The 16002-nt window shown below is 57.1% G+C and carries 13 protein-coding genes; 8 read left to right on the forward strand and 5 right to left on the reverse strand.

The annotated features are described in order from the left end of the window. Position 1 precedes the first annotated feature (1 nt). From lsrD to lsrA, 3 genes are read right to left on the reverse strand one after another with little or no spacing between them, the layout of a single operon-like run. Positions 2-979 (reverse strand): autoinducer 2 ABC transporter permease LsrD, encoded by a 978-nt coding sequence (gene lsrD, locus HV107_RS06545; protein WP_182062542.1) that lies wholly within the window; start codon positions 977-979, stop codon positions 2-4. Further along, a complete protein-coding gene (lsrC, locus tag HV107_RS06550) occupies positions 980-2011 on the reverse strand; it encodes an autoinducer 2 ABC transporter permease LsrC (RefSeq protein WP_182062543.1) in 1032 nt (343 codons plus the stop codon). It lies immediately after the preceding gene. Further along, the gene (gene lsrA, locus HV107_RS06555) at positions 2008-3495 is read right to left on the reverse strand and encodes an autoinducer 2 ABC transporter ATP-binding protein LsrA (RefSeq protein ID WP_182063472.1); all 1488 of its coding nucleotides are present in this window, start codon (positions 3493-3495) and stop codon (positions 2008-2010) included. Before lsrA ends, lsrC begins: the two co-directional genes overlap by 4 nt. A gap of 215 nt (positions 3496-3710) precedes the next feature. On the opposite strand from lsrA, the gene lsrR reads away from it, so the two are divergent. The 4 genes from lsrR to HV107_RS06575 all read left to right on the forward strand — a co-directional run bounded on the left by lsrR (position 3711) and on the right by HV107_RS06575 (position 9819). Further along, positions 3711-4682: a transcriptional regulator LsrR gene (gene lsrR, locus HV107_RS06560; protein ID WP_182062544.1), complete on the forward strand. Its 972-nt coding sequence runs from the start codon at positions 3711-3713 to the stop codon at positions 4680-4682. Between the two features lie 37 nt (positions 4683-4719). Then, entirely contained in the window at positions 4720-6342 is a 1623-nt protein-coding gene (lsrK, locus tag HV107_RS06565) for an autoinducer-2 kinase (protein ID WP_182062545.1), read from the forward strand. A gap of 111 nt (positions 6343-6453) precedes the next feature. After that, positions 6454-7608 carry an IS481 family transposase gene (locus tag HV107_RS06570; RefSeq protein WP_182059485.1) on the forward strand — a complete coding sequence of 385 codons (1155 nt, stop codon included), beginning with the start codon at positions 6454-6456 and terminating at the stop codon, positions 7606-7608. Positions 7609-7797: 189 nt separating this feature from the next. Continuing rightward, entirely contained in the window at positions 7798-9819 is a 2022-nt protein-coding gene (locus tag HV107_RS06575; RefSeq protein ID WP_182062546.1) for an NADPH-dependent 2,4-dienoyl-CoA reductase, read from the forward strand. Positions 9820-9939: 120 nt separating this feature from the next. Here HV107_RS06575 and rlmG read toward each other — a convergent pair whose 3' ends face one another. Then, a complete protein-coding gene (gene rlmG, locus HV107_RS06580) occupies positions 9940-11076 on the reverse strand; it encodes a 23S rRNA (guanine(1835)-N(2))-methyltransferase RlmG (protein ID WP_182062547.1) in 1137 nt (378 codons plus the stop codon). An 83-nt stretch (positions 11077-11159) separates the two neighbouring features. On the opposite strand from rlmG, the gene HV107_RS06585 reads away from it, so the two are divergent. The 4 genes from HV107_RS06585 to sstT all read left to right on the forward strand — a co-directional run bounded on the left by HV107_RS06585 (position 11160) and on the right by sstT (position 15413). Beyond that, positions 11160-11663, forward strand: a complete 504-nt coding sequence (locus tag HV107_RS06585) for a YgjP-like metallopeptidase domain-containing protein (protein ID WP_182062548.1) — start codon at positions 11160-11162, stop codon at positions 11661-11663. Between the two features lie 70 nt (positions 11664-11733). Continuing rightward, positions 11734-12732 carry a Gfo/Idh/MocA family protein gene (locus HV107_RS06590; protein WP_182062549.1) on the forward strand — a complete coding sequence of 333 codons (999 nt, stop codon included), beginning with the start codon at positions 11734-11736 and terminating at the stop codon, positions 12730-12732. A 263-nt stretch (positions 12733-12995) separates the two neighbouring features. Further along, complete coding sequence (locus HV107_RS06595; protein ID WP_182062550.1) at positions 12996-13961, forward strand: TerC family protein; 966 nt, start codon at positions 12996-12998, stop codon at positions 13959-13961. A gap of 210 nt (positions 13962-14171) precedes the next feature. Next, positions 14172-15413 (forward strand): serine/threonine transporter SstT, encoded by a 1242-nt coding sequence (sstT, locus tag HV107_RS06600; protein ID WP_182062551.1) that lies wholly within the window; start codon positions 14172-14174, stop codon positions 15411-15413. Positions 15414-15429: 16 nt separating this feature from the next. Here sstT and HV107_RS06605 read toward each other — a convergent pair whose 3' ends face one another. Next, positions 15430-15984 carry a YgjV family protein gene (locus HV107_RS06605; RefSeq protein ID WP_182062552.1) on the reverse strand — a complete coding sequence of 185 codons (555 nt, stop codon included), beginning with the start codon at positions 15982-15984 and terminating at the stop codon, positions 15430-15432. Positions 15985-16002: the final 18 nt, after the last annotated feature.

A 16002-nucleotide genomic window follows, 5' to 3' on the forward strand; every position in this document is an offset into this window, starting at 1 on the left:
CTTACGCTCCGGGTAGTTTTGTGAAGAGAGATCGCACCCATTCACGGTGCAGACTCAGCGAACGTCCCATCACCACCACAACCAACAGCGCCCCTGACAGCGCGCTCGACACCTGGTTGGGGATGCCGACCATCTGTAAACCCTGTTGCAGATACCCCACCAGCAGCGCCGCCAGTGCTGTACCCAAAACCGAACCTGACCCCCCGTAGATGTTGGCTCCGCCGAGCACCGCGGCAGTGAGAGCAGGCATTAACAAATCACGCCCCAGATCCGAGCGCGCCGAGCCAAAGTAAGAAACCATCACCAGGGCGGCGATTGCCGAGGCCACACCCACCAGGCCATAAAGCGCGTATGGCATCCCGTTGACTGACAGCGCCGCATAACGCGCCGCACGTGGGTTCTGCCCAATCAGAAACAGGTGGCGGCCAAAGCGCCCCCGGTGAGTAATCAGCCAGAAAAAGACCGTAATCAGCGCGAACAGCACCAGCGGAACCGGTAACCCTAACAACGTAAGGTTGGCGAAGGCGGTAAAGCTGTCCGGGAAACCGCCAATCCCTTCATAACCCGTTGCCCCCGCCATACCGGAAAGCAGCAGCGCCCCGCCGCCGTAGAGGTACAGCGTGCCAAGGGTGATCACCAGCGGGCTGATGCCGGTGTAGTGGATTAATGCGGCGTTAACCAGGCCGCACAGCAGACCCAGCAGCAGAGTCAGCGGAATAGCCACCGGCATTGGCCAGCCGGCCTGCATCATCACCCCCAGCGCAATGGCGCACAGACCAATGATCGAGCCGAGCGAAATATCGATCCCGCCGCTGATAATCACCAGCGTCAGCGGCAGGGCCACAATGCCGATGCAGATAAAATCGCTGGTGCTGAACAGCAGCATGTTGATATCCAGCATCCGTGGGTTGATGGCACCGAAAAGCAGGATTTCGAGCACCAGCAGGATCAGCAGCGCGCTTTCCCAGTTAAGCTTCATCTACGCCACCTCTTTTTTGCGTTTTGGGAACGGAGCGACGTGCTTTCCCCCCCGGTTACCCGGCTGGAAGCGACTGTATTTCAGCGCCCGCTGATGACGTGCCAGGGCCTGACGCAGACGCCCGTCGAGCACAAGCACCCCCAGCAGCACCAGCCCGGCGATAAAGTCATTCCACCAGGCGGGCAGTTTAAACAGCACCAGCACGGTGTCGATTTGGGTCAGGAAGAAGGCACCGAGGAATGCGCCAAGGAGCGTGCCAGTGCCGCCCAACAGCGAAATCCCGCCAAGCACGCAGGCGGCAATGGCTTTCATCTCCAGCCCACTGCCGGTCTGGTTCGGTACAAAGCCAATCTGCGAGGCAAAGACGATCCCCGCGCAGGCCGCCAGTACGCCGTTCAGCGTGAAGGCAATCATCCTGGTGCGGTTCACCGCCACGCCAAGCTGGCGCGCAGCAGCAAGGTTATCGCCCACGGCGTAAAAATCCCGGCCAAACAGGGTGCGCGAGAAAATCCATACCCCAACGCCTGCCAGAATCAGCACGCCAAACCCTATCGGTGAGATCCCGATAACCACAGGCTCGGAGAGTGATTTCAGGCTCGACGGCAACCCTTCTATCCACTTACCGCCGGTCCACAGCAGCATTCCGCCGCGATATAACCCCAGCGTACCGAGCGTGGCGACAATCGCCGGGATGCGTAGCCCGACAACCAGAAAACCGTTAAATGCCCCTGCCAGTGCGCCAATGATCAGCGCAAACAGCATCGCTACCGGCAGGCTGTAACCGCTGTTGAGCGCGACCCCCACGGCAATGGCGCACAAGCCCACTGTAGATCCCACAGAGACATCAATATTGCGGGTCAGCATCACCATCGCCGCGCCCAGCGCCAGCAGGATCAGAATTTGCGAGCTGGCGAAGATCATTCCCAGGGTCTGAAAACTGAAATAGGCCGGGTTAAGGGCCACCAGCACGGCAAACAGCGCCAGGATAGCCAGCAGCGCGCTAAGCTCACGGTTTCTCAGTAACATCTTCATGATTGTCCTCCGAAGGCCAGCGACATCATTTTGTCGAGGCTGACGGCGTGACGTGGCAGCTCCCCGCTGAGCATCCCTTGATGCATAACCAGCACCCGGTCAGCAAGCCCGGGGAATTCGTCGAGATCGCTTGAGATCATCAGCACCGCGACGTTTTGCGCCGCCACGCTTTTTATCAGCTGATAGATGTCTGCCCGCGCCGACACATCCACGCCGCGCGTGGGTTCATCCACAATCAGCAGCAACGGGTTGGCCTCCAGACAGCGCGCCAGCAAAACCTTTTGCTGATTGCCACCGGAGAGCGTCCGCACAGTCTGATCCGCATCGTTGAGTTTGATCCCCAGCGCCCGGTGATAACGCTCCACCACCGCCGCTTCGCGCTTGCGCTGCTGCCAGATTGACGGCTCATTCAGGGCGACCGTGTTCCAGCGAACGGGTGCATCCAGGAACAACCCGGATACCTGTCGGTCTTCCGGCAGATACACCAGCCCCTTATCCAGCCGCGAAAATACTGAATCGCTGCTGATATCCTGGTTTTCCAGCCAGACGCGCCCCGCGCGTACCGGGCGAAGGCCATAGAGGGTTTCGGCGAACTCGGTGCGCCCGGAGCCCACCAGCCCGGCCAGGCCGACAATTTCGCCAGCGAAAATCTCAAGACTGAGGTCGATAAACCCTTCCCCGGTCAGCGTTTCAACCCGCAAAACCGGAAAATCCTGCGCCTGGGTGCGCCGGTTCCCCGGCAGCGCCAGCCACAGCTTTTGGGTGTCACTTAATTCTTTATCGCGGCTAACCGGCGTCATCGCGCCAATGAGAGCGTTATCGTCGTAGTGCGACGTTTCACCGCTGAGCACAATGGCGCCGTCGCGCATCACTGAAACATGGCTCGCCAGCTGGCGGATCTCTGGCAATTTATGCGAGATAAATACAATGCCAACCCCCAGATCCTGCAACGCACGGATCTGGCGAAACAGCCGGTCGGTTTCCCCTGGGGTTAACGAAGCCGTTGGCTCATCAAGGATCAGGATCGTCGCATTGCGCATTAACCCGCGCAGGATCTCCACCATCTGTTGATCCGCCACTTCCAGCGTGCTGGCGGTGGTATCTAGGTTGATCTGGCACTGCAGCTGCCGGAGTTTATCCGTAAGCTTTTTATCCAGATCGTTTTCGCGGGGCAGACGGAAAAGGATGTTTTCCCGTACCGTCAGATTCGGAAACAGCATCGGCTCCTGGGGGACAAGATAGATACCGAGCTTGTGCGCCTGCCCAGGCTTCAGGCGCGCAAATGACTGCCCGGCGACTGAAAGTTCACCGCTGTCCGGTGTCTCTACCCCGGCGATAATTTTCATCAGCGTCGATTTTCCCGCGCCGTTCCCCCCCATCAGCGCATGAACCTGGCCCGCAAGTAGCGTGAAATCAATGCCTTTTAGCACCGGCACGCCAGAAAACTGTTTGCAGATATCACGTGCTTCGATAAGTGGGGTCATCATCGCTCCGCTATTGAACAAATGATTTTTAGAATTAATAATGTTCAAAAGCGTAGACGGTGAACTATATTTACAACCGTGCAGGGATCACAGTTTTATCGATTAAGATCCAGATAAACCAGAAACAATCTAAAAGATCCGTTTTGCCGCGTGGCTCACACTTTCCGCCCGCGCCATCACGAACATATGATCTAAATTTTTATAAGAGTTCAAATATGGGCGATAAACGCATTGCTGAAGAAGGCCGGTTTGCAGGGCTTGCACTGGCGGAAGAAGAACTGGTGGCACGCGTCGCCTGGTGCTATTACCACGACGGCCTGACCCAGAACGATATTGGCGAGCGACTTGGCCTGCCCCGTCTGAAGATATCGCGCCTGCTGGAAAAAGGGCGTCAGTCGGGAGTCATCCGCGTCCAGATAAATTCCCGCTATGAAGGATGTCTGGCACTGGAAACCGAGCTACAACGGCGCTTTGGCCTGAAGCTGGTGCGGGTGTTACCTGCCCTGAATACCCCTCCGATGAACGTGCGGTTAGGCATTGGCGCGGCGCAGTCGTTAATGGGTGTACTGGAGCCTGGGCAGCTGCTGGCGGTTGGGTTTGGTGAAACCACCATGAGCTGCCTGCAACACTTAAGCGGTTTTATTAGCTCGCAGCAGATCCGCCTGGTCACGCTTTCGGGCGGCGTGGGTCCATATATGACCGGCATCGGTCAGCTGGATGCAGCCTGTAGCGTCAGTATGATCCCGGCGCCGCTTCGCGTTTCGTCCGCCGAAGTGGCCGAAATTTTAAAACGCGAAACCAGCGTACGGGATGTGATCCTCGCCGCTACCGCAGCCGATGTTGCCGTGGTGGGAATTGGCGCGGTGAACCAGCGCCGCGATGCCACTATTTTACGTTCCGGCTATATCAGTGAAGGCGAACAGTTGATGTATGCCCGCAAGGGTGCCGTGGGCGATATCCTGGGTTACTTCCTCAATGCCGAAGGGGAATGCGTAGACGAACTGGAGATCCACCGTGAATTACTGGGCGTAACGCTCGATGAGCTGGCGCAGTTACCCACCATCGTTGGCGTGGCCGGAGGTGAAGAGAAAGCCGATGCGATTTATGCCGCACTCAAAGGTCGCCGTATCAATGGCCTGGTGACGGAAGAGACGACAGCCCGCGCGGTGCTGGCTCTGGCGAACTGAGAGCCTGCCTTTCCCGCGCTAACAACGAGGCAAACTCATGAGTTACCTTTTAGCGTTAGATGCAGGGACAGGCAGCGTTCGCGCCGTTATTTTCGATTTGCAGGGCAACCAGATTGCCGTCGGCCAGGCCGAGTGGAAACACCTGAGCGTGGAGAACGTGCCGGGATCGATGGAGTTTGACCTCGACACCAACTGGCGGCTGGCCTGCCAGTGTATCCATCAGGCGCTGGAGCGCGCGCACCTGAGCGCCGCCGATATCCAGTCGGTCGCCTGCTGCTCAATGCGTGAAGGCATTGTGTTGTATGACCGCAACGGCGAAGCTATCTGGGCCTGCGCCAACGTCGACGCCCGCGCCAGCCGCGAGGTGGCCGAACTCAAAGAGATCCACGACTACCGCTTTGAATCCGAAGTGTACGATGTTTCCGGGCAGACGCTGGCGCTCAGCGCCATGCCGCGCCTGCTGTGGCTGGCCCACCATCGTCCGGATATTTACCGTAAGGCCGCCACCATTACCATGATCAGCGACTGGCTGGCGGCGAAGTTATCCGGCGAACTGGCGGTAGATCCCTCCAATGCGGGCACCACCGGAATGCTCGATCTCTTCAGCCGCGACTGGCGTCCGACACTGCTGGATATGGCCGGGCTGCGCGCCGATATCCTCTCCCCGGTGAAAGAGACAGGCACGCTGCTGGGCGCAGTTACCGGGGCAGCAGCTCAGCAAAGTGGCCTGCGCGAAGGCACCCCGGTGGTGATGGGCGGTGGCGATGTGCAGCTGGGGTGTCTGGGTTTGGGTGTGGTGCGCGCCGGGCAAACGGCGGTGCTGGGCGGTACCTTCTGGCAGCAAGTGGTGAATTTGCCGCAGGTACGTACCGATCCCGATATGAATATCCGGGTTAACCCCCACGTAATCCCCGGTATGGCGCAGGCGGAATCCATCAGTTTCTTCACCGGATTAACCATGCGCTGGTTCCGTGATGCCTTCTGCGCAGAAGAAAAACTGATTGCCGGGCGAATGGGCATAGATACTTACTCTTTGCTGGAAGAGATGGCGGCTCGCGTTCCGGCAGGTTCGCACGGCGTGATGCCAATTTTCTCCGATGCGATGCATTTTAAGCAGTGGTATCACGCTGCGCCGTCGTTTATTAACCTCTCCATCGATCCGGAAAAGTGCAACAAAGCCACGCTGTTCCGTGCCCTGGAAGAGAACGCCGCGATTGTCTCGGCCTGCAACCTGGCGCAGATTTCGCAGTTTTCCGGCGTGAAATTTGAAAGCCTGGTCTTTGCAGGCGGTGGTGCAAAAGGTGCGTTGTGGAGCCAGATCTTAAGCGATGTTACCGGGTTGCCGGTGCGTGTGCCTGAGGTCAAAGAGGCCACGGCGCTGGGCTGCGCAATAGCCGCCGGAACGGGCGCGGGCCTGTTTGCGGATATGGCATCCACCGGAGAACGGCTGGTGAAATGGAGCCGGGAATTTACGCCAAACCCGGAACACCGCGAGCTGTACGACGGCATGATGCAAAAATGGCAGGCGGTCTACGCCGACCAGCTTGGGCTGGTCGACAGCGGGCTGACCACATCCATGTGGCAGGCTCCGGGGCTGGTGCGGACATCCCCCTCACCCCAGAGGGGCGAGGGAGAAAACCAGATCGAGCCAATACTTTAAGACAGCACCGACCAGTCCCCTCTCCCCTTTGGGGTGTACGGTCCGGGGACATAGTGAACACTTGTTCGGGGACATGGTAGACACTTACAACTAAGGCATAAGAACCCGTTTATGGAGTCGCTTATGTCCTGGGATGCGAGAGATACCATGTCATTACGTACCGAGTTTGTTTTGTTCGCCTCGCAGGACGGGGCGAACATCCGTTCCCTCTGCCGTCGCTTCGGCATTTCACCTGCCACCGGCTATAAGTGGCTTCGCCGCTGGGCGGAGGAAGGGGCCTCCGGCCTTCAGGACCGCCCGCGCATACCGCACCATTCCCCGAACCGCTCATCTGACGACATCACTGCCCTGCTGCGTATGGCGCATGACCGCCATGAACGCTGGGGCGCACGCAAGATAAAGCGCTGGCTGGAAGACCAGGGGCACACCATGCCCGCCTTCAGCACCGTCCATAACCTCATGGCCCGTCACGGTCTGCTGCCGGGCACTTCACCGGGCATTCCCGCCACGGGACGGTTCGAACATGACGCGCCGAACCGCCTCTGGCAGATGGATTTTAAGGGCCACTTTCCCTTTGGAGGCGGCCGCTGCCATCCGCTCACCCTGCTGGACGACCACTCCCGATTTTCCCTGTGCCTGGCGCACTGTACCGATGAACGGCGCGAGACCGTGCAGCAGCAGCTGGTCAGCGTGTTTGAGCGCTACGGCCTGCCGGACCGGATGACGATGGACAACGGTTCTCCGTGGGGAGACACCACCGGCACCTGGACGGCGCTGGAGCTGTGGCTGATGCGTCTGGGTATCCGGGTGGGGCACTCCCGGCCGTATCATCCGCAGACGCAGGGTAAGCTGGAGCGTTTTCACCGGAGCCTGAAGGCAGAAGTGCTGCAGGGGAAGTGGTTCGCGAGCGGGGGCGAACTGCAGCGCGCCTTCGACCACTGGCGGACAGTCTATAACCTTGAACGCCCGCATGAGGCGCTGGATATGGCGGTACCGGGGTCGCGGTATAAGCCGTCAGAGCGGCAGTACAGCGGCAACACCACGCCCCCGGAATACGACGAGGGCGTGATGGTCAGGAAAGTGGATATCAGCGGAAAGCTGAGCGTGAAAGGGGTAAGTCTGAGCGCAGGCAAGGCGTTCAGGGGAGAACGGGTCGGGCTGAAGGAGATGCAGGAAGACGGCAGCTACGAGGTGTGGTGGTACAGCACGAAAGTGGGGGTGATCGACCTGAAGAAAAAGTCGATCACCATGGGTAAAGGATGTTAAAAAGTGTTCACCATGTCCCCGAACACCTGTCTACCATGTCCCCGGAACGTACAGGGGAGAGGGGACTGGTGAGGGGCATTATTTGATTCCCATCACAATCACTGCATTCCCCTTTTCCCTTTTACTCTCCGCTGGCTAAATTAGTAACTCATCCGACCACATAACAATAATTTTACACTGGAAGAGAGTATGAGCCGCTACCCGTCGTTATTCGCCCCCCTCGATCTGGGGTTCACAACGCTCAAAAACCGCGTGTTGATGGGCTCGATGCATACCGGTCTGGAAGAACATCCCGACGGCGCTGAGCGTCTGGCTGTGTTCTATGCCGAACGTGCGCGTCATGGTGTGGCGTTGATTGTCACCGGTGGCGTAGCACCCGCCCCATCAGGTGTGGGTATGGAAGGCGGGGCCGTGCTGAACGATGACAGCCAGCTGCCGCATCACCGCATTGTGACCGATGCGGTGCACAAAGAGGGTGGGAAAATCGCCCTGCAAATTCTGCATACGGGCCGTTACAGCTACCAGCCGAAACTGGTGGCACCCTCGGCCATTCAGGCCCCCATCAACCGTTTCAAACCGCACGCCCTTAGCCACGACGAGATCCTGACACTGATTGACGACTTCGCCCGCTGTTCCGCACTGGCGCGGGAAGCGGGCTACGACGGCGTAGAAGTGATGGGCTCTGAAGGGTATCTGATTAACGAATTCCTGGCGGCCCGCACTAACCAGCGCGACGACGAATGGGGTGGCGATTACGCATGCCGGATGCGTTTTGCCATCGAAGTGGTACGCGCCGTGCGCGAACGTGCAGGCGCTGATTTTATCATCGTCTTCCGCCTGTCGATGCTCGACCTGGTGGAAGGTGGCGGCACCTTTGAAGAAACCGTACAGCTGGCCCAGGCCATTGAAGCGGCTGGCGCAACCATCATCAACACAGGGATCGGCTGGCACGAGGCGCGTATTCCCACCATCGCCACACCGGTGCCCCGCGCGGCATTCAGTTGGGTGACGCGCAAGCTGAAAGGCAAAGTGTCGATCCCACTGGTGACCACCAACCGCATTAACGATCCTCAGGTGGCGGACGACCTTCTGAACCGGGGTGATGCCGATATCGTATCGATGGCACGTCCGTTTCTGGCCGACGCCGAACTGCTGTCCAAAGCGCAAAGTGGCCGCGCAGATGAGATCAATACCTGCATCGGCTGCAACCAGGCCTGCCTGGATCAGATCTTCGTCGGCAAAGTGACCTCTTGCCTGGTCAACCCGCGCGCCTGCCACGAAACCAAAATGCCGGTGATCCCGGCGAGCAATACAAAGCGTCTGGCGGTGGTTGGCGCGGGCCCTGCGGGGCTGGCATTTGCCGTCAATGCCGCTTCACGCGGGCACAGCGTAACGCTATTTGATGCAGCAAGTGAGATAGGCGGGCAGTTTAATATCGCCAAACAGATCCCCGGCAAAGAGGAGTTCTACGAAACCCTGCGTTACTACCGCCGGATGCTCGAACTAACGGGTGTGGATCTGCGGTTAAATCAGTTTGTAAATGCAGCGGATCTGACTGATTTCGACGAGATCATCCTGGCAAGCGGGATCGCCCCGCGCACGCCGGCTATCGAGGGTATTGATCACCCTAAAGTGCTGAACTACCTCGACGTATTGCGCGATAAAACCCCGGTTGGGGAGAACGTTGCCATTATCGGCTGCGGTGGGATCGGCTTTGATACGGCGATGTATTTAAGCCAGCCGGGTGAAGCTACCAGCCAGAATATTGCTGAGTTTTGTGTGGAATGGGGTATCGACACCAGCCTGAGTCAGGCTGGCGGTTTACGGCCTGAAGGCCCACAGCTGCCAAAAAGCCCGCGCCAGATTGTGATGTTGCAGCGTAAAGCCAGTAAGCCGGGCGAAGGACTGGGCAAAACGACGGGCTGGATCCACCGTGCCACGCTGTTGTCGCGCGGCGTGAAGATGATCCCTGCGGTCAGTTACCAGAAGATCGACGACGAGGGGCTGCACGTGCTGATCGGCGGTGAGCCGCAACTGCTGCGCGTGGACAACATCATTTTATGTGCCGGGCAGGAGCCGAAACGCGATCTGGCCGATCCGCTGCGTGAAGCAGGTAAAACGGTGCACCTGATTGGCGGGTGTGATGTGGCGATGGAGCTGGATGCACGGCGTGCGATTGCACAGGGGACGAAGTTGGCATTAGAGATTTGATTTCTTGCCCGGTGCCCAAGGTAAAAGCAAAACGGCAACCCCGTTGCCGTTTTTAGTGTTTGCTCCCTCTCCCTGTGGGAGAGGGTTGGGGTGAGGGCATCAGGCCGCACATACCCAATCTTAACGACGACGACCCAGCTTAACCGCTTTCAGCACCACGAACTTGTTGTTGGTGGCAATCGTGGTGCAGTTACCGAAAATCTTCTTCAGCTTGTGGAAGTAGTCCAGGTGACGGTTAGCCACAATATACAGCTCGCCGTTAATTTTCAGGCAACGACGCGCGTGGTGGAACATCTCCCAGGCGACGTTATCCGTCAGGGCGTGTTTCTGGTGGAACGGTGGGTTACACAGTACCGCGTTGAAACGGAAAGGCTCCACGCCCGACAGTGCGTTGTTGATCATAAACTCGCAGCGATCCAGCGCCTCTGGCATGTTGGTTTCCACGTTCAGACGACTGGAAGCCACCGCCATTGGCGATTCATCGCTAAACACCACGCTGGCTTCCGGGTTCTTCGCCAGCAGCGTCAGGCCAATCACCCCGTTACCACAACCCAGGTCAACAATCTCACCTTCCAGGTTTTCCGGCAGATTTTCAATAAAGAAACGTGCGCCGATATCCAGACCGGTGCGGGAGAAAACGTTCGCGTGGTTGTGGATGGTCCAGTCGGTTCCTTCCAGTTTCCAGCTCAGCGTTTCTGGTGCGTCAGCCAGTTCCGGCGCACTGAAGGTACAGTTGATCAGGCGCGCTTTTTTCCACGCCAGCGTGGTGGTGGTAGGGCCGAGCACTTTCTCGAACAATTCCAGCGTCGAGGTGTGAATATCACGCGCTTTAGCACCCGCGATAATACGGGTTTCTGGGGTGACAACTGTACGCAACGCGCGCAGCTGTTGTTCCAGCAACGCCATGGTTTTTGGCACTTTGATCAGCACCACACCCGGCGCCTGCGGGTAATCCGCGGTGCTGTCGAGAAACTTCACGCTGGATTCTTCGAGGTCGTTGTGGCGCAGGTTTTCACGCGTCGCCAGCTCGCTTAAGTAGGAATCACCGATGCTGTAAGGAGTGTGTTCCGCCAGAGCACAGCTCAGCGCGCCAAACGCATCATTCAGGATCAGAACCGGGCCGCTGATTTCAGTATCATCCAACTGTTGCAGCAGATATTCATCCGCCGCTTCCCACGCCATAAGCGGGTTGACGTCGTCCGTTTCCGGGAAACGTTTAAGGTTGAGTGAACGGAAACCGTTGTCTAAGTGGCTCATCGGCCCTCCTGAATGGTAAAATTTCGGCGTATCCCTAAAAAGGGTGCGTGAGTATACCGTTTTATTATCGATTTGGGGCGTTGATGAACCAACTTACTTATCTCCAGGGCTACCCGGAGCATTTACTTTCTCAGGTTCGCAGCCTGATTGCCGAGCAAAAGCTGGGCACGGTGCTGGAAAAACGCTACCCGGGCACCCATGATTTCGCGACCGATAAAGCGCTCTGGCAGTATACGCAGGATCTTAAAAGCCGGTACCTGAAGAGTGCGCCGCCGATCAATAAGGTGATGTACGACAACAAGATCCACGTGCTGAAAAACGCGCTCGGTCTGCATACTGCCATCTCCCGCGTACAGGGGGGCAAGCTAAAGGCGAAAGCCGAGATCCGTGTGGCGACCGTGTTCCGTAACGCGCCAGAAGCATTTCTGCGGATGATCGTAGTGCATGAACTGGCGCACCTGAAGGAGAAAGAGCACGACAAGGCGTTCTATTCCCTGTGCTGCCACATGGAGCCGCAGTACCACCAGCTCGAGTTTGATACCCGCCTGTGGCTTACGCATTTATCGTTAAATGGTAATGCGCAATAGCGCACTGGTTTTGCAATAATCCCGTGCTACAGTGGCTAAAGGTTCCCAGCTACGGAGTACGTAAACGTTTATGATACGTTTCGCAGTCATTGGTACGAACTGGATCACACGCCAGTTCGTCGACGCCGCCCACGAAACCGGCAAATATAAGCTCACCGCAGTCTATTCCCGCAGCCTTGAGCAGGCGCAGATCTTCGCGAATGATTATCTGGTCGAACACCTGTTCACTTCGCTTGATGAGATGGCCCAAAGTGATGCCATTGATGCGGTCTATATCGCCAGCCCTAACTCCCTGCACTTTCCGCAAACGAAGCTGTTCCTCAGCCATAAAAAACATGTGATTTGCGAGAAGCCGCTGGCCTCCAATATTCAGGAAGTAGAAGCCGCTATCGCCCTGGCGCGTGAAAATCAGGTGGTGCTGTTCGAAGCGTTCAAAACCGCCAGCCTGCCGAACTTCCTGCTGTTGCAGCAGTCCCTGCCGAAGCTTGGCAACGTGCGTAAGGCTTTCATCAACTACTGCCAGTACTCGTCGCGCTACCAGCGCTACCTGGACGGCGAAAACCCGAATACCTTTAATCCGGCCTTCTCGAACGGGTCGATTATGGATATTGGCTTTTACTGTCTGGCCTCGGCAGTGGCGCTGTGGGGTGAGCCGCACAGCGTAACCGCCACGGCCAGCCTGCTGGAAAGCGGCGTAGATGCACACGGTGTCGTGGTGCTGGACTACGGTGATTTCAGCGTCACGCTGCAACACTCTAAAGTGAGTGATTCGGTGCTGCCGAGCGAAATTCAGGGTGAAGCCGGATCGCTGGTGATTGAGAAGATCTCTGAATGTCAGAAAGTGAGCTTCGTGCCGCGCGGCGGGAAAGCGCAAGAGCTGACGCAACCACAGCATATTAACACTATGCTCTATGAGGCAGAGGTCTTTGCACGGCTGGTAGAAAATAATGAAGTGAATCACCCTGGGCTTTCGGTAAGCCGCACCACGGCGAAGCTGCAAACAGAGATCCGCCGTCAGACTGGCGTGGTGTTCCCGGCAGACGACGTGAGCGCAAAAGCGATCGCGTAAAGCTGTGTAATGAAATCATGCACACCATTGACGAAACCGATGGTCTGACATACTTTGTTACCCACAAAGGGGAGTAACTTCTTCGCCGGTGGATCGTCATTACGATGCGTGCAAAATCGCATCCGGTCGCCGGGCAACTGAAAAGCATGGCTTTTTAGTTGTAAGTGAGACCTTGCCGGAAGGCGAGGTCTATGCATAAAAAGCTAACGGCTATCGTCTTCTGACCATGGCCGTTTTTGTTTTTTATGTGTAAGGAAAATAGTATGCATTCTGTCGGCACTCCAATGTTGTGGGGCGGATTCGCGATCGTCGTGCTTATCATGCTGGCGATAGACCTCTTTTTGCAGGGACGTCGCGGCGCACATGGCATGACCATGAAACAGGCTGCCGTTTGGTCGCTGGTATGGGTTACCCTCTCTCTTCTCTTTTGTGCCGCCTTTTGGTGGTATCTGGCCTCAACCGAAGGCCGCGCGGTTGCCGATCCTCAGGCGCTGGCGTTCCTCACGGGTTATTTGATTGAAAAAGCGCTGGCCGTGGATAACGTCTTCGTCTGGCTGATGCTGTTCAGTTACTTCGCCGTTCCTGCCGCACTGCAACGCCGCGTACTGGTATACGGCGTGCTGGGGGCGATCGTTCTGCGTACCATCATGATCTTTGCCGGCAGCTGGCTGATAACCCAGTTCGAATGGCTGCTGTATGTCTTCGGCGCCTTCCTGCTGTTCACCGGGATCAAAATGGCGCTGGCGAAAGAAGACGGCTCCGCCATTGGCGATCGCCCGCTGGTGAAGTGGATCCGTGGACATCTGCGCATGACGGACAAGATCGAGAGCGAACACTTCTTCGTGCGAAAAAACGGTCTGATGTTTGCCACACCGTTGCTGCTGGTACTGATTCTGGTTGAGCTGAGCGACGTTATTTTCGCGGTAGACAGTATTCCGGCTATCTTCGCGGTGACCACTGACCCGTTCATTGTGCTGACCTCTAACCTGTTCGCGATCCTTGGCCTGCGTGCGATGTACTTCCTGCTGGCGGGCGCGGCAGAGCGCTTCTCGATGCTGAAATACGGCCTGTCGGTGATCCTGGTGTTTATCGGTATCAAGATGCTGATTGTCGATTTCTACCATATCCCGATCGCCATTTCGCTCGGAGTGGTGTTTGGCATTCTGTTCGTGACGCTGATTATCAATACCTGGGTTAATCGCCAGCACGATAAGAAGCAGCAGGTGTAGTGCGTTTTGCCCGGTGGCGCTGTGCTTACCGGGCACTCCCGTTAATCAATAGTTAAAAAACATGACGCAACACGTAAAATCCAGCATTTTACGCTTCCCTCCTCGCCCACTTTCCCTATACTCGACCAGGCAAACATTTACTTACATCCGGACATAAATGTGACTTAGAGCACATCTGGGATGGAACGCAATTTCACTTAAGGAACAACGATGACTACACAATCATCTGGCCTGCTTCAACGTCTGATGCAAGGCAGCCTCGTCAAGCAAATTCTGGTTGGTCTGGTTTTGGGGATCCTGCTGGCAATGGTATCCAAACCCGCCGCTGAAGCCACCGGGCTGCTCGGTACCCTCTTCGTGGGCGCACTCAAAGCCGTTGCCCCGGTACTGGTTCTGATGCTGGTCATGGCCTCTATCGCGAATCACCAGCACGGACAAAAAACCAACATTCGCCCTATTCTGTTCCTGTATCTTCTGGGAACCTTCTCTGCTGCATTAACTGCCGTTGTGTTCAGCTTCCTGTTCCCGTCCACGCTGCATCTGACCAGCGCCGCCGGTGATATCACACCGCCATCCGGGATTGTGGAAGTGCTTCGCGGTCTGCTGATGAGCATGGTTTCTAACCCTGTCACGGCGCTGATGGGCGGAAACTACATTGGCATCCTGGTCTGGGCGATTGGTCTGGGCTTTGCGCTGCGTCACGGTAACGACACCACGAAAAACCTGGTCAACGATATGTCCAATGCCGTGACCTTTATGGTGAAACTGGTGATTCGTTTTGCGCCTATCGGGATTTTCGGCCTGGTCTCCTCCACGCTGGCTACCACCGGTTTTGACGCGTTGTGGGGCTACGCGCAGCTGCTGGTCGTCCTGGTAGGCTGTATGCTGCTGGTGGCGCTGGTGATTAACCCGCTGCTGGTATTCTGGCAGATCCGTCGTAACCCATACCCGCTGGTGCTGACCTGCCTGCGCGAGAGCGGCGTGTACGCCTTCTTCACCCGCAGCTCTGCGGCAAATATTCCGGTTAACATGGCGCTGGCTGAGAAGCTGAACCTGGACCGCGATACCTATTCCGTGTCGATTCCGCTGGGCGCTACCGTGAATATGGCGGGCGCAGCGATTACGATTACCGTACTGTCACTGGCAGCAGTGCATACACTGGGTATTCCGGTGGATCTGCCAACGGCGCTGCTGTTGAGCGTGGTGGCATCACTTTGCGCATGTGGCGCATCAGGTGTGGCTGGCGGTTCACTCCTGCTGATCCCACTGGCCTGCAATATGTTCGGTATCCCGAATGAAATTGCAATGCAGGTCGTCGCCGTAGGCTTCATTATCGGCGTGTTGCAGGACTCCTGCGAGACCGCACTGAACTCATCAACCGATGTCCTGTTCACCGCAGCTGCCTGTCAGGCGGAAGACGCGCGCTTAGCGAAAAACGCCCTGCGCAGCTAATCTGTCAGCCCTTCCGTCAGCGGACGGAAGGGTTCTCTTCCTGCACCTGGTTTTCCACTTTAAACGGATCGATACCGCGCTGCTGCATTCGCCAGAATCGAATGATGTTCAGCCCGTTCATAATAAGAAAACTGCCTTCGATTAACGTCCCGCCAATCGACCCAAGCCAGAAGTTGTGGATCACCCAGCAACAGGTTGAACACCAGATAACGCAGCGCATCGTCAGGCCCTTACTGCGAAACAGCGCCCAGGTACTGACAATGGTACCAATTACCGGTAGCAGCTCGATCGGATGATGAAACTTCGCCAGCCCAATTCCCCCCGTCAGCACAATAAACACCGCCATCACCCACAGGCTGCGGGTACGCAGAGTAATGAGCGTACGTACAGTGTTGAGCATGGCGCTTGAGCCTGCCGGAAATGCGCCCATCAGGAAGAAGTGCACGCCAATAACGGCGCTGTAAACCGAAAGCTGGATTTTGAATTTCCGCTCGTCACGATTGATAAAAGTGGTGATACCAATCAGAAAGGCGATGACGCCAACGCCCTGGGCCAGCCAATACGCGCTCATGAAGGAGTCCTGTGTTCA

Source organism: Enterobacter sp. RHBSTW-00175, from assembly GCF_013927005.1.
Taxonomy (GTDB): domain Bacteria; phylum Pseudomonadota; class Gammaproteobacteria; order Enterobacterales; family Enterobacteriaceae; genus Enterobacter.

What these genes read in the sequence shown, in the direction of transcription:
- lsrD (WP_182062542.1), bottom strand. Translation starts at nt 979, where the DNA reads ATGAAGCTTAACTGGGAAAGCGCGCTGCTGATCCTGCTGGTGCTCGAA.
- lsrR (WP_182062544.1), top strand. Translation starts at nt 3,711, where the DNA reads ATGGGCGATAAACGCATTGCTGAAGAAGGCCGGTTTGCAGGGCTTGCA.
- HV107_RS06570 (WP_182059485.1), top strand. Translation starts at nt 6,454, where the DNA reads ATGGAGTCGCTTATGTCCTGGGATGCGAGAGATACCATGTCATTACGT.
- HV107_RS06575 (WP_182062546.1), top strand. Translation starts at nt 7,798, where the DNA reads ATGAGCCGCTACCCGTCGTTATTCGCCCCCCTCGATCTGGGGTTCACA.
- HV107_RS06590 (WP_182062549.1), top strand. Translation starts at nt 11,734, where the DNA reads ATGATACGTTTCGCAGTCATTGGTACGAACTGGATCACACGCCAGTTC.
- rlmG (WP_182062547.1), bottom strand. Translation starts at nt 11,076, where the DNA reads ATGAGCCACTTAGACAACGGTTTCCGTTCACTCAACCTTAAACGTTTC.
- sstT (WP_182062551.1), top strand. Translation starts at nt 14,172, where the DNA reads ATGACTACACAATCATCTGGCCTGCTTCAACGTCTGATGCAAGGCAGC.
- lsrC (WP_182062543.1), bottom strand. Translation starts at nt 2,011, where the DNA reads ATGAAGATGTTACTGAGAAACCGTGAGCTTAGCGCGCTGCTGGCTATC.
- HV107_RS06605 (WP_182062552.1), bottom strand. Translation starts at nt 15,984, where the DNA reads ATGAGCGCGTATTGGCTGGCCCAGGGCGTTGGCGTCATCGCCTTTCTG.
- HV107_RS06595 (WP_182062550.1), top strand. Translation starts at nt 12,996, where the DNA reads ATGCATTCTGTCGGCACTCCAATGTTGTGGGGCGGATTCGCGATCGTC.
- lsrA (WP_182063472.1), bottom strand. Translation starts at nt 3,495, where the DNA reads ATGACCCCACTTATCGAAGCACGTGATATCTGCAAACAGTTTTCTGGC.
- lsrK (WP_182062545.1), top strand. Translation starts at nt 4,720, where the DNA reads ATGAGTTACCTTTTAGCGTTAGATGCAGGGACAGGCAGCGTTCGCGCC.
- HV107_RS06585 (WP_182062548.1), top strand. Translation starts at nt 11,160, where the DNA reads ATGAACCAACTTACTTATCTCCAGGGCTACCCGGAGCATTTACTTTCT.